The organism is Cupriavidus sp. YR651 (assembly GCF_900101625.1).
Lineage (GTDB): Bacteria > Pseudomonadota > Gammaproteobacteria > Burkholderiales > Burkholderiaceae > Cupriavidus.
This window is the reverse complement of record NZ_FMYZ01000011.1, coordinates 61178-73433: the sequence shown is the minus strand read 5'-3', so window position 1 is coordinate 73433 and position 12256 is coordinate 61178. Positions and strand designations below refer to the sequence as shown.

Genomic DNA, 12256 nt, shown 5'->3' with positions numbered 1-12256 from the left:
CACCACAGTGTCATTTGCGGTCGACCTTGATGGGAGTCTTTGATGTGGCACCACGCCAAAAAAGGACTTCGACGAGGAAATTCGTCCTCTAAGCTACGACGGCGTCGGGAGAGCGTCGACCGCTACTTGGGGCTGAGGCCTGCAACCGGGGATCGCGGGGGGCTTGATATGGATGGCAATCTGGCGCTAAGGGAACGAGCGCCGATAGGCTTCGAAGGCTACGTTGCGGTACGAATTGACTTGGGTGTGAATGGCGGAAGTTCGCACCCTTCGGAGCGGCAGTACGCCTTCCAAGTCGTCCGAAGAAGCTGATCAAGGCCGCTTGCACTGTAGCCTTGGGGTGTTTCTGATTGTTGCTTTGATCGTCCACGGCGCGTGGGGGGGAAGATCCCGGGCGCGAGCGCGGGTAGTGTCGCCGAGAACGCCGGATCGATTTGTCGTGTTGCCCAGTGTTGCCTAAGCGCCGAAAGGGCTTCGAATGAGGCCTTTTGATTCGGCACACCTGCGTCGTTCGATCGGCCAACGGCCGCTACTTCCGCGGGCTCCGTCAGCAAGTCTCCGCAAGTCAGTCGAGGTAGTCCACTGAGCTTGAATCCGTCCCGAATGAGCAGAGCCGTTGCCCGCGCCGCATCCGTTTGGAAAGATCCAGCGCTCCCGAGCCAAGCCAAGAAGTTATCGATGTGCTCCTTCTGGACTTCCGAAGTTTGGGGGCGTTCTGGAACTGCCTTTCGTGTTATTGCCTTCGGCGCGCGTTTCAGATGCCCGCTCTTATGCAACGACCTCAGCAAGACAAGAACGACCCGCAACGCCGCTGCAGATGAGCTTGAGGAAAGTGGTCCTTCGAACGGGCGCCAGTGCGCGAGATTGCGCGAGCTTGCGGGGCCGCACCAGAACGAGGCCGGGGCAGGATCAGCGAGAAATGTCTCATACCCCTTCAGTGCCTGTTCATCAAGGTCCGCTAAGCGAAGTCTCTGGCGAGCGGCCCAGAGCAATACGCGCTCTGCTTCCCGCCGGTAGCTCTTGAATGTGTGACCGGTAGGAGACTTGCCTGACAACCATTCTCTTACCAGCACGAGGTCCGACTGCTCAACGTCCGCGGAAATGGACCGCATGTGTTCAAGTGGCACTGGATAGGCCATTTCTGGCCCAAGCATGATCGGTCGAATCGCCTCTCGTCGAGTGAGATCCGAAGGGGCGACGACATAGGGTTCGAGAAGACGGACCTCGCCGGCCGGCCAAGCCTGCAACAGCCACCGCGTGATAATTTCTGCCGACTTCGGCCCAATTCGCGGCACACTTCGCCACCAGCTGGTCCCTCGCTTATTCGCAAGACGTGCTAGGTCGGCCAGGTGCCGGACGCCTGCCGCGGTGAGACGTCGCGCCAAGCTAGCGCTAAACCAGAGGTGAACTTCATGGCCGAGCATAGGCCTGCTCTGGCCCAGAGTTTCGAGGGAGGATAGGGCATCGACGCGGCGCGACATCCCGACGTCAGACCGACCGCGAAGTGCCTCAAACATCTCTGCGATGTCTGGCCGATTGTGCTGTAAAGCAAACTGGACCAACCTGTCCCGCAGGACCAGGATACGAGCGATAGCCTGGTGCTCGGTCAATGCCTCGTCCTCGTCAGGATCGAGCAGATAACGAGTTGCGATGTCCTGGGGACGCATCCCTTGGGCATAGGCACGCACGACGGCGAACTCGGTTCGAGTCAACTTTGTGGCCGCAAGAGCGTCGCGATCCTCACTCGTTCCCATTTTTCCTAAGTGACTGAAATTTAACAGGATTCAGCGTATGTGATTTCCAGCCGGCCTGATTTGCTGGTAGAAAGTTAATGTAAATTATTTTCTACTGGAATTCTAGGTCTAGAAGTGCGGAGACGTCCTTCTCGCTTCGGCCGCCCTGCTCAAAAAATGGACCTCCTACTGGGGCCGCGTCGGATGCGTCATCGGCCGAAGTAATGATCGTAGAAGCTGCGGCGCAGAATTGTCAGCTCTGTGGCGCAACTTTCGACCGTTGGCGACCAACGGTTCGAGCGTTTCAAGGCAACTCCTCGGGTTCACTGACTGACCATTGGCAAATCAACACTCCGGCAGGCCGAACGCGCGCTTGACGGCATGCAGAAGCGCGGCCGGGCGTTCTCCACAAATGGAACGTGGTACGACGGATGACGCTGACGAACAGCGTCCGGGATAGCGACGACACCTGGAACCAGACCACTTGGAACGCCCGCATAGCGGCTTGCTGCGCAACCCATCGCTAGCCCCGGTCTTGGCCCACGTGCGTACGCGCTCAGACATCAATGGCCGCGTTTGACCCCACCCGCTTGCGCAGCTCGAACTTCTGGATCTTTCCGGTCGAGGTCTTGGGCAGCTTGCAGAAATGCACGGCCCTGGGCACCTTGTAGTGCGCCAGCAGTGCCCGGCAGTGCTCGATCAGTGCCTCGGCGGTGGTGGTGGCGCCGTCCTTCAGTTCGACGAAGGCACATGGCGTCTCGCCCCACTTCGGGTCGGGCTGGGCGACCACGGCGGCCGCCAGCACGCTTGGGTGTCGGTAGAGGGCGTCCTCGACCTCGACACTTGAGATGTTCTCGCCGCCGGAGATCACGATGTCCTTGCTGCGGTCCTTGATCTTGATATAGCCATCCGGCATCGCGACACCCAAATCTCCGGTATGGAACCAGCCGCCGGCAAAGGCATCGCGCGTGGCGCGGTCATTCTTCAGGTAGCCCTTCATGCAGATGTTGCCGCGGAACATGATTTCGCCAATGGTCTCGCCGTCGTTTGGCACTGCCTGCATGGAGGCCGGATCGAGCACCGCGACCCGCGCTTGCAGGTGGTAGCGCACGCCCTGGCGCGCCTTGCGGACGGCGCGCTCGTCGGGCGACAGCGTTTGCCAGCCTTCCTGCTCGGCGCAGACTGCCGCCGGGCCGTACACCTCCGTCAGTCCGTACGAGTGGGTCAGCTCGAACCCCATCTCTTCGATCTGCGCAAGCACTGCCGCCGGCGGCGGTGCGCCGGCCACCATGCCGCGCACCGGTCCGCGCAGGCCTTCACGCATCGGCAGCGGCGCGTTGGCGAGAGCCGCGTGGACGATGGGGGCGGCGCAGTAATGTGTCACGCCCTCGGCACGCATCAGGTCGAACACGAGCTTTGGCTCGAACTTGCGCAGGCAGACGTTGACCCCGGCGCGCGCGGCGATGGTCCACGGAAAGCACCAGCCGTTGCAGTGGAACATCGGCAAGGTCCACAGGTAGACCGGGTGCTTGGGCAGGTCCCATTCGAGGATATTGGAGATGGCATTGAGCGCCGCGCCACGATGGTGGTAGACCACGCCCTTGGGGTCGCCGGTGGTGCCCGAGGTGTAGTTCAGCGCGATGGCGTCCCACTCGTCGTCGGGCATCCGCCACGCGAACTCGGGGTCGCCGCCGGCGAGAAAGGTCTCGTAGTCGGTCTCACCGAAGGGCGCGTCCGCCTGCGGGCCCAGTGCATCCTCGACGGCAATGACCGTCAGTCCGCGAACTTCACGCGCCATCTGGCGGGCGATCTCGGCAAACTCGGTGTCAGCCAGAAGTACTCTGGCCTCGCCGTGTCGCAGCATGAACACAAGATTGGCGGCGTCGAGGCGGATGTTCATCGCATTGAGCACCGCTCCGGCCATTGGCACGCCGAAGTGGGCCTCGACCATAGCCGGCGTATTGGGTAACAGTGCCGCCACCGTATCGCCCTTGCCGACACCGGCCTTGGTCAGCGCGCTCGCCAGTCGGCGCGCACGTGCGTAGGTATCGCGCCAGTTCTGGCGGACCGATCCATGGACGATCGCCAGGCGGCCACCGTAAACCTCGGCGGCGCGGGCGATGAAATCAATGGGCGTAAGCGGCACGAAGTTGGCCGGATTGCGGGTCAGGCCTGTGTCATAGTCGGTGGGCATTGCTGTCTCCTGTTGCGAAGCCGTGAGTCCTGGCCTGGCACCGTGGGGGTGCGGGCCGGACGCTGTTGATTTTGTTAAGCGGACGCTATCATTCCGGCACGTGGCAACTCTGTCGTCTGGACGACAAAGCGCTGTCAAAGGGGCGATAACGGCCTCCCCGCGTTCCGCGATCTGGCCAGAAGTTGCGATGGCTCAAGTATTGAAATTTGCCTCTCCGCCTCTCCGCCTCTCCCCATGACGCTGCCCGGTTCCGATTCGCCTTGCGCCGAGTTGCTTGCACAGCATGACTGGTTCCGCGCACTCGCGCCCGAACATCAGCGGCTGGCCGCTGCCGGCACATTGCTGCAGACGTTTCCCGCCGGGGGCTATATCGCGCGCCGCGGGGAGATGTCACGCTACTGGATCGGCGTGGACACTGGCCTCATTAAGCTCGCCGTCTACACACCGGACGGGCGCGGTTGTACCTTTTCCGGGGTTCCCGCCGGCGGCTGGTGCGGCGAAGGCAGCGTGATCAAGCGCGAGCCGCGCCGCTATGACGTGATCGCCATCCGGGAGTCGCGCGTCCTGCTGGTGGCCGAGCCTGTCTTCAACACGCTGCTGGCCGGGAGCCTGCCGTTCGCAAGCTTTGTGGTCAGGCAACTGAACGAGCGCATGGGCCAGTTCATCGCCACCGTGCAGAACGACCGCCTGCTGGGCGCCGACGCCCGCGTAGCGCAGGCAGTGGCGCAGCTGTTCCATCCGGCGCTGTATCCGCGCACGAGCGAAGTGCTGGAGTTGTCGCAAGAGGAAATCGGCCTGTTGACCGGGTTGTCGCGGCAGCGTGTGAATCAGGCGCTGCGGCGGCTGGGGGCGGAGGGGATGGTCGCGCTGTCCTACCAGAGCATTCGAGTGACTGACCTGGAGCGGCTGAGGCGGTTCGGGATGTCGGAGCTTTAATCGAAGACTTACTGTAACCAGCGGCTATTCACATCAGCGTACAGACCCTGGCAACTGCGGCGCGCTCACGCGCGAAGACGGTGGCGCTGAGAATCTGCAGGCGCCGATTGCGGAGTGCCGTGTATCGCCGCACTGGCAAGCATTTCGGCAGCCTGTCGCGTTGTACCCGTGCGCGAGTAATAGACGATGAGGTGATCGGACGTGGCGTGCCTCGCTTTGCGCGCTGGCAACGCACCACCTGCGCGCAAGCGCGGCGATGCATGGTGAGTCTAGTCAGCGGCCTGGCTGCCGGGCAAGGTAAGCCGCTATCAGGTTGGGGGCGATGCAACCCTCGTCGCCGGCCGACACCATTTCCCCTCGAAGCAAGCCAGTTCTTCCAACTTTGCGCGGCTTGGCGAATGATGCGAGGCGCCACGCTTGCACTATGAAGGGTGAGGCGCTATTGGACGTCGTTGGCGTCGCAGTACCGCGTCTCGGTATTGCCGACGTGCTCGTCAAGCAGCCTGCACGCGCCATCGATGTCGTTTGCTGCGATGGCGTCGTACAGCACCTGGTGCGTGTCCACGCACTCCTCGATCGGCGAGCGATGCCTCAGCGCCAAAAGCTGATAACGAATAAGGTCATAGGCGCCGCGCAGGTACTCGTTGTCGCAGTACACGAAAAACTGGTAGTGGAAGTCCATGTCGATGCGGGCGAGGGCGGACAGGTCGCCTGCCGCCTCGGCGACGGCCAGCTCGTCGATTAGCCGCTTCATGGCGACCAGCAAGTCTTCCCGCTGCGTGGCCGCGGCTTCCCGCAAGGCGGCCAGTTCGAGCATGGCGCGGAAGCGGCAAAGCTTGCCGACTTCGTCGTGGTTCAGGCGGAATACTTCGGTGCCCCGCTGCGGGTGCACGTCTACTAGGCCTTCCATTTTTAGCCGCACGAGGGCTTCGCGCACGGGCGTCTTGCTCGTGCCCAGTTGCGCGGCGATCTGGGCCTCCGATACCAGTTCCCCCAACTTGAAGTCGCCCTGCACGATGGCATCGCGAATGCGCTCCACCGCAAGGTCGGTGAGCAGTACAGGGCGTTCAAGACGCAAGGATCGAGTAGCCATAGGTCGCATTCATGAGGTTGGTGTGATTCTACCCCCAACTAGGGGTTATCGCGGATGTAATATCTGATATCTTAGATCTAAAGTACGACCGTCGCGCAAAGACGACGGGTAGATCAGCTTTCAGATAGAGGAGACCGCATGCGACGGATCAGGCAATTGAGCGAGGCCCTGCTGGCTTTGGGGCTCGCGGGCATGGTGATCATGGTGTTCGGCAACGTGGTGCTGCGTTACGCATTCGAGTCCGGGATCACGTTTTCGGAGGAAGTGTCGCGCTTCCTGTTCGTATGGATCACATTCCTGGGTGCCGTCCTGGCGTTCGTGCAGGGCGGGCACATCGCCATGGAAACGCTGATTCATCGGCTACCTCCGGGCGGGCAACGCCTTTGCGCGGTGCTGTCGATGCTGCTGATCGTCGGCTGCTGTGTGCTGATGGTGATGGGTGGCTGGCAGCAGACCGTGATCAACCTCAACAACTTCGCGCCGGTGTCAGGCCTGCCGCGGGGTGCCATCTATTTCGCCGCCGTGTTCGCCGGTGTCTGCATCGGTGTGTCAACGCTATGGAATATCTGGCGCGTGCTGCGCGGTGCTCCGGTCAATGACTTCCGCCAGCAGGCCGTGACCGAGTGAGGCAGCGATGACCGTATTCATTTTCATTTCTTCGCTACTCGGCGCGATGTCGCTGGGCATGCCGATCGCCTTTGCGCTGATGGTCTGCGGCGTGGCGCTGATGGTGCATATCGACATGTTCGATGCCCAGGTGCTCGCCCAGAACCTGGTCGACGGCGCCGACAGCTATCCGTTGATGGCTGTACCGTTCTTCCTGCTGGCCGGCGAGCTTATGAACGCTGGCGGTCTGTCGCGCCGCATCGTCGACGCCGTGATGTCGATGATTGGCCATGTGCGAGGCGGCCTTGGCTATGTGGCCGTGATTGCCGCATTCCTGCTGGCGAGTCTGTCCGGATCGGCGATTGCCGACACGGCCGCGCTGGCGGCGCTGCTGGTGCCGATGATGCGCGATGCCGGCTACAACCAGGGCCGCTCGGCCGGGTTGCTCGCCGCCGGCGGCATCATCGCGCCCGTGATTCCGCCGTCGATCGGCCTCGTGCTGTTTGGCGCAGTGGCTGGTGTATCGGTTAGCAAGCTGTTTATCGCCGGCCTGGTGCCAGGCGTGTTGATGGCCATCTCGCTGATCGTCACGTGGTGGTGGCTGTGCCGCAAGGAAGCCCCTGCACCGCGGCCGCGCGAAAGCGCTGCTGTGCGCCTGCGCACGATTCGTGAGGCCGGCTGGGCCATGCTGCTGCCCGTGATCATCATCGTCGGCGTCAAGTTCGGTGTCTTCACGCCCACCGAGGCTGGTGTCGTGGCCGCCGTCTGTGCGGCGCTGGTCGGCATGTTCGCCTATCGCGAACTGACCCTGGCCAAGCTCTACGAATCGATGATCAACGCCGCCCGTGTATCCGCAGTGGTGATGTTCCTGGTGGCGGCCGCCCTGATCTCGGCATGGCTGATCACGGTAGCGAACATTCCCGACGAACTGATCGCGTTGCTGCAACCGTTCATTAACCGTCCGGTCCTGCTGATGATCGTGATGCAACTGATCGTGCTCGTCGTGGGAACCGCGCTCGACTTCACGCCGACGATCCTGATCCTGACGCCCGTGCTGATGCCGCTGGTCAAGCAGGCTGGTATCGACCCGGTCTACTTCGGGGTGCTGTTCATCATGAACAACGCCATCGGCCTGCTGACGCCGCCCGTCGGCAACGTGCTCAACGTGGTGTGCTCAGTTGGCAAGGTCAGGATGGACGACGTCATTCGGGGCGTACTGCCGTTCCTGTATGCCGAAACCGTGGTCCTGCTGCTGATGTGCGTGTTCCCGCAACTGATGCTCGGGCCGTTGCGCTGGATACATTGAACCAGCCCTTCCAAAACAATGAGGAGATATCCGATGAGAAGAACCATCCTGAAGCTTGCGCTGTTCGCCGCGGCGATCGGCATGACCGCACCAATCATGGCCCAATCGCCCGCCAAGTTTGGCTACGGCTCGGCCGACGACCATCCGCAGGGCCTGGCAGCCAAGCGCTTCGCGGAACTGGTCAAGGATAAGACCGCCGGCCGCATCAAGGTCAACACTTATGGCAGTGGCAAACTCGGCTCCGATCCCGCCATGCAGTCTTCGGTGCAGGGTGGCACGCTCGAATTCATGGTTGGACCGACATCCAACCTGGTCGGCGCGGTCAAGGAATTCGCAATCTTCGATCTGCCCTACATCGTGTCCGACTACAAGGAGGCTGATGCGCTGATGGATGGTCCGGTCGGCCAGCAGTTGCTGGCAAAGCTCGATGGCATTGGACTGGTTGGCCTAGCCTACTGGGAAAACGGCTTTCGCAGCTTGACCAACTCGAAGCATCCGGTCAAACGCCTGGAAGACATGGCCGGCCTGAAGGTGCGGGTGATCCAGAATCCGGTGTTCATAGAAACATTCAAGACGCTGGGTGCCAATCCGGTACCGATGCCCTACACCGAGTTGTACGGCGCGCTGGAGTCCAAGGCCGTGGATGCGCAGGAAAACCCGGTCGGCTTGATCGACACGTCCAAGTTCTACGAGGTGCAGAAGTACCTGTCTCTGACCGGGCACGTCTATTCGCCGTTTATCGTCATTGCCAGCAAGAAGTGGTGGGGCAAGCTGTCCGACGCCGACCGCAAGGCAGTCAAGGACGCGGCCGTGGAAGCCGGCAAGTATGAGCGTCAATTGCAGCGCGATCAGGCAGTGAAGCTGCTGGAGCAACTCAAGGCGCATGGCATGCAGGTCAACGAGCTGTCCCCGGCCGAACTTCAGCGCCTGCGTACGGCCGTCAAGCCCGTGGTCAACAAGTTCGCACGCGAGATCGGTGGCGATCTCGTGCAGCAAGTGCCCGGAATCAAGGGCTGATCCAACTCCATCGATTTCCCATGACAGAGCAGAACCGGCTGGTCGTCGCGCTGGACGACGGCTATGCCTCCTATGACCAGGAGACGGACCTCCTGAAGACGGTCGGCGCACGCTTCGAACTGCGCCCGTGTGGTGGCGATGCGCAGCTGGCCGCCGACGCCGTGCGCGGCGCGGATATCGTGCTGGTACGCGAAACGCCAGTGTCGCTCCCGGTGATCGAGGCGATGGATCGCTGCCGTGCTGTGATCCGTTATGGCATCGGTACCGACAACATCGACATTGGTGCGGCCAGTGCGCGGCGTATCGCGGTGGCGAACGTACCCGACTATGGCATCGATGAAGTCAGCACGCATGCGATGGCGCTGCTGCTGGCCGTGGCGCGGCAAGTGGTGAACCGCGACCGCGAGGTGCGTGCCGGGCGCTGGAGCGCGGCAGCCACCCGCGCCATGTACCGCCTGAGTGGCCGGACGGTGGGCCTGGTCGGTTACGGCCGCATAGCGCGATCGTTCCATGACAAGCTGGCCGGCTTCGGGTTCTCCCGCGTGCTGGTGCACGACCCGCATGCGGCGCTGCCCGATGGCGTGGAGGCAGCAGGCATCGATCAGATCTGCGCGGAGGCGGATGTGATCTCGCTGCATGCACCGCTTGGGCCCGCCACGCGACACATGATCGATGCACGTCGCCTGGCGCTGATGAAGCCGACGGCGATCCTCGTCAATACCTCGCGCGGTGGCCTGGTGGACCTGGACGCGCTGCACGCCGCGCTCGCAGCGCGACAAATCCTCGGCGCGGGCCTCGATGTCTTCGAGCCGGAGCCGCCCAGCGCCAGTCACCCCGCCTTCACGCTCGACAACGTGGTGGTCAGCGACCACATCGGCTGGTACAGCGAGGAAGCCATGCGCGACCTCCAGCGCAAAGCCGCCGAGGAGGCGGTGCGCGTGCTGGCGGGTGGCCCGCCAAAGCACTGGCTCAACGCCTGGCAGTAAATCGATATACCCCCAATCTCTCCGGGAGCATTCATGCAAGACATCATCGAAGGTTTCAAGACCGTGGCCGTCGCATCGGTAGCCGACGCGGTGGATAAGATTACCGGCAAGCGCGGCTACATGGACGCCAGCATCAAGCCGCGCATCAACGACCATCGTGTGGTCGGCCCGGCGGCCACCGTGCTGGAAGCCGCCACCGACGAATTCGTGCCGCCGCAACACGCGCTGGACCTGATCGACGAAGCGCCGCGCGGTAGCGTGATCGTGATCTCCATCGCCGGCGGCGAGCCCGACGTGGCCGTCTGGGGTGGCCTGATGACGGCCGGCGCGGTTGCCAACGAACATGCCGGCGCGATTCTCGATGGCGGCGTGCGTGACCTGGCCGAGATCCGTCGTGACTACAACTTCCCGGTCTATGCACGTGACGTCAGTCCCGGCACCACGCTGGGACGCTACAAGACCGTGGCATCGCAGGTGCCCGTGGAAGTGGGCGGTGTGGTGGTGCATCCCGGCGACATCATCGTGGCCGACATCGATGGCGTGGTGGTGGTGCCGCATGAGCAGGCGGCCGAGATCCTGGCAATGTCGCGCGAGATCGACGAACGCGAGCTGGAACAAGCGCGCCTGATCATCCAGGAGCGCTCGCTGCGCACCGGGCTGGCCAAGTACGGTCGGATCTGAAGCAGGCGCTGCGATGACGGTAGACATCCTTGCTCTTGGCGAAGCCATGGTGGAGTTCAACCAGACCGGCGACGGCAACGGGCGTTCGTACTTGCAGGGCTTCGGCGGCGATACGTCGAACGCTGCCATTGCCGCTGCGCGCCAGGGTGCCCGCGCGGGCTATATCTCGTCACTGGGTGACGATGTCTATGGTCGCATGCTGCGAACGCTGTGGGATGCCGAAGGGGTAGACCACAGCACGGTGGTGACCGACACCCAGGCGTTCACGGCCGTGTATTTTGTTAACCATGACGATGCCGGGCACCACTTCAGCTTTTTCCGTCGCGGCTCGGCGGCCAGCCGAATGATGCCTGCGCAGTTGCCGCAGACGGCGATAGCGCGGGCCAAGATCCTGCATCTGTCAGGCATCTCGGCCGCAATTTCGGAGAGCGCCTGCGACACCTGCTTCGCAGCCATCGACATGGCGAAGCAGGCTGGCGTGAAGGTGTCGTTCGATACCAATCTGCGCCTGAAGCTTTGGACGCTGCCGAGGGCGCGTGCCGTGATGCGCGACATGATCCGTCTGTCCGACATCTGCCTGCCCAGCTACGACGACGTGGTCGCCATCAGCGGCCTGAAGAAGCCCGACGAACTCGTCGACTTTTGCCTCGGCCTCGGGGCATCGATCGTGGCCTTGAAGTTAGGGGCGGAAGGCGCCTTGATCGATGACGGCAGGCACCGTATCCGGCTTGCCGCCCATCCCTGTACGCCTGTGGATGCCACGGGCGCAGGCGACACGTTTGGTGGAGCGTTGCTGGCCCGCCTGATCGCGGGAGACAGTTTCGAGCAAGCCGGCCGCTATGCGGTGGTGGCCAGCGCGCTTTCCACGCAGGGTTACGGCGCGGTCGAACCCATTCCGGGTGAGGCGGAAGTCCGGGAGGAGATGGCGCGTCATGGCTGATCCGAAAGATGTGGACCGCGCGCAAGGGGGGACCTTCGACGCCGGGCTGTATGCCGGCGCACATGTGGTGGTAGCCGGAGGCACCTCCGGCATCGGTGCGGCGATTGCCTCGGCCTTCGCCAGGCACGGCGCGACGGTCGTCGCTACCGGCGCGACCTCCGACGATGTGGACGCGGCGCAGGTCATGCCCGGGCTCGCCCACGAGCGGCTGGATGTGGCGGATGGGACGGCGATCGAAGCCTTTATCGCCGCCCAGCCACGTATCGATGTGCTGGTCAACTGCGCGGGCATCACGCGCCGTGGTGGGCAGGAGCACGAACTCGACACGTTTATACAGGTGGTCGATGTCAACCTGACGGGCACCATGCGCATGTGCGCTGCCGCGCGTGCAGCGCTCAAGCAGAGCGGTGGCGCCATCATCAATACCGCGTCGATGCTCAGTTTCCTGGGCGGCGCGCTGGTCCCTGCCTATGCCGCCAGCAAAGGTGGCGTGGCGCAACTGACGAAATCGCTCGCGATTGCCTATGCCGCGGATGGCATTCGCGTCAACGCGGTGGCACCTGGCTACATCGCCACCCGTCTCACCGGTGCATTACAGGCCGATGACACTCGCAACGACGCCATTCTTGCCCGCACGCCCATGGGCCGCTGGGGGCAGCCGGATGACATCGCCGGTGCGGCGCTGTTCCTGGCGTCGCCTGCCGCCCGGTTCGTTACCGGCGTGGTGCTGCCGGTCGATGGCGGCTATCTGGTTTCCTAAAGGA

The 12256-nt window shown here is 63.1% G+C and carries 11 protein-coding genes; 8 read left to right on the top strand and 3 right to left on the bottom strand.

Annotated elements, in window-relative coordinates; translation table 11 throughout:
• Nucleotides 1-218: 218 nt before the first annotated feature.
• The gene (locus tag BLR29_RS24565) at nucleotides 219-1481 is read right to left on the bottom strand and encodes a phage integrase family protein (protein WP_255371435.1); all 1263 of its coding nucleotides are present in this window, start codon (nucleotides 1479-1481) and stop codon (nucleotides 219-221) included.
• 808 nt (nucleotides 1482-2289) lie between these two features.
• The gene (locus BLR29_RS24560) at nucleotides 2290-3927 is read right to left on the bottom strand and encodes an acyl-CoA synthetase (protein WP_092140505.1); all 1638 of its coding nucleotides are present in this window, start codon (nucleotides 3925-3927) and stop codon (nucleotides 2290-2292) included.
• A 234-nt stretch (nucleotides 3928-4161) separates the two neighbouring features.
• Here BLR29_RS24560 and BLR29_RS24555 point away from each other — a divergent pair, with 234 nt between their 5' ends.
• Entirely contained in the window at nucleotides 4162-4863 is a 702-nt protein-coding gene (locus BLR29_RS24555) for a Crp/Fnr family transcriptional regulator (protein ID WP_092140503.1), read from the top strand.
• A gap of 439 nt (nucleotides 4864-5302) precedes the next feature.
• Here BLR29_RS24555 and BLR29_RS24550 read toward each other — a convergent pair whose 3' ends face one another.
• Complete coding sequence (locus BLR29_RS24550; protein WP_092140501.1) at nucleotides 5303-5956, bottom strand: GntR family transcriptional regulator; 654 nt, start codon at nucleotides 5954-5956, stop codon at nucleotides 5303-5305.
• A gap of 138 nt (nucleotides 5957-6094) precedes the next feature.
• Between BLR29_RS24550 and BLR29_RS24545 the strand changes: the two genes are divergently transcribed.
• From BLR29_RS24545 to BLR29_RS24515, 7 genes are read left to right on the top strand one after another with little or no spacing between them, the layout of a single operon-like run.
• A complete protein-coding gene (locus BLR29_RS24545; RefSeq protein ID WP_092140499.1) occupies nucleotides 6095-6583 on the top strand; it encodes a TRAP transporter small permease in 489 nt (162 codons plus the stop codon).
• A gap of 7 nt (nucleotides 6584-6590) precedes the next feature.
• Entirely contained in the window at nucleotides 6591-7868 is a 1278-nt protein-coding gene (locus BLR29_RS24540) for a TRAP transporter large permease subunit (protein ID WP_092140497.1), read from the top strand.
• Between the two features lie 33 nt (nucleotides 7869-7901).
• Nucleotides 7902-8885, top strand: a complete 984-nt coding sequence (locus BLR29_RS24535) for a TRAP transporter substrate-binding protein (protein WP_176861054.1) — start codon at nucleotides 7902-7904, stop codon at nucleotides 8883-8885.
• Between the two features lie 20 nt (nucleotides 8886-8905).
• A complete protein-coding gene (locus BLR29_RS24530; RefSeq protein WP_092140493.1) occupies nucleotides 8906-9871 on the top strand; it encodes a C-terminal binding protein in 966 nt (321 codons plus the stop codon).
• Between the two features lie 33 nt (nucleotides 9872-9904).
• Complete coding sequence (locus BLR29_RS24525; RefSeq protein WP_092140491.1) at nucleotides 9905-10552, top strand: RraA family protein; 648 nt, start codon at nucleotides 9905-9907, stop codon at nucleotides 10550-10552.
• Between the two features lie 13 nt (nucleotides 10553-10565).
• A complete protein-coding gene (locus BLR29_RS24520) occupies nucleotides 10566-11492 on the top strand; it encodes a sugar kinase (RefSeq protein WP_092140489.1) in 927 nt (308 codons plus the stop codon).
• The gene (locus BLR29_RS24515) at nucleotides 11485-12252 is read left to right on the top strand and encodes an SDR family NAD(P)-dependent oxidoreductase (RefSeq protein ID WP_092140487.1); all 768 of its coding nucleotides are present in this window, start codon (nucleotides 11485-11487) and stop codon (nucleotides 12250-12252) included. Before BLR29_RS24520 ends, BLR29_RS24515 begins: the two co-directional genes overlap by 8 nt.
• Nucleotides 12253-12256: the final 4 nt, after the last annotated feature.

What these genes read in the sequence shown, in the direction of transcription:
- BLR29_RS24535 (WP_176861054.1), top strand. Translation starts at nt 7,902, where the DNA reads ATGAGAAGAACCATCCTGAAGCTTGCGCTGTTCGCCGCGGCGATCGGC.
- BLR29_RS24565 (WP_255371435.1), bottom strand. Translation starts at nt 1,481, where the DNA reads ATGTCGCGCCGCGTCGATGCCCTATCCTCCCTCGAAACTCTGGGCCAG.
- BLR29_RS24550 (WP_092140501.1), bottom strand. Translation starts at nt 5,956, where the DNA reads ATGGCTACTCGATCCTTGCGTCTTGAACGCCCTGTACTGCTCACCGAC.
- BLR29_RS24560 (WP_092140505.1), bottom strand. Translation starts at nt 3,927, where the DNA reads ATGCCCACCGACTATGACACAGGCCTGACCCGCAATCCGGCCAACTTC.
- BLR29_RS24525 (WP_092140491.1), top strand. Translation starts at nt 9,905, where the DNA reads ATGCAAGACATCATCGAAGGTTTCAAGACCGTGGCCGTCGCATCGGTA.
- BLR29_RS24530 (WP_092140493.1), top strand. Translation starts at nt 8,906, where the DNA reads ATGACAGAGCAGAACCGGCTGGTCGTCGCGCTGGACGACGGCTATGCC.
- BLR29_RS24540 (WP_092140497.1), top strand. Translation starts at nt 6,591, where the DNA reads ATGACCGTATTCATTTTCATTTCTTCGCTACTCGGCGCGATGTCGCTG.
- BLR29_RS24515 (WP_092140487.1), top strand. Translation starts at nt 11,485, where the DNA reads ATGGCTGATCCGAAAGATGTGGACCGCGCGCAAGGGGGGACCTTCGAC.
- BLR29_RS24555 (WP_092140503.1), top strand. Translation starts at nt 4,162, where the DNA reads ATGACGCTGCCCGGTTCCGATTCGCCTTGCGCCGAGTTGCTTGCACAG.
- BLR29_RS24520 (WP_092140489.1), top strand. Translation starts at nt 10,566, where the DNA reads ATGACGGTAGACATCCTTGCTCTTGGCGAAGCCATGGTGGAGTTCAAC.
- BLR29_RS24545 (WP_092140499.1), top strand. Translation starts at nt 6,095, where the DNA reads ATGCGACGGATCAGGCAATTGAGCGAGGCCCTGCTGGCTTTGGGGCTC.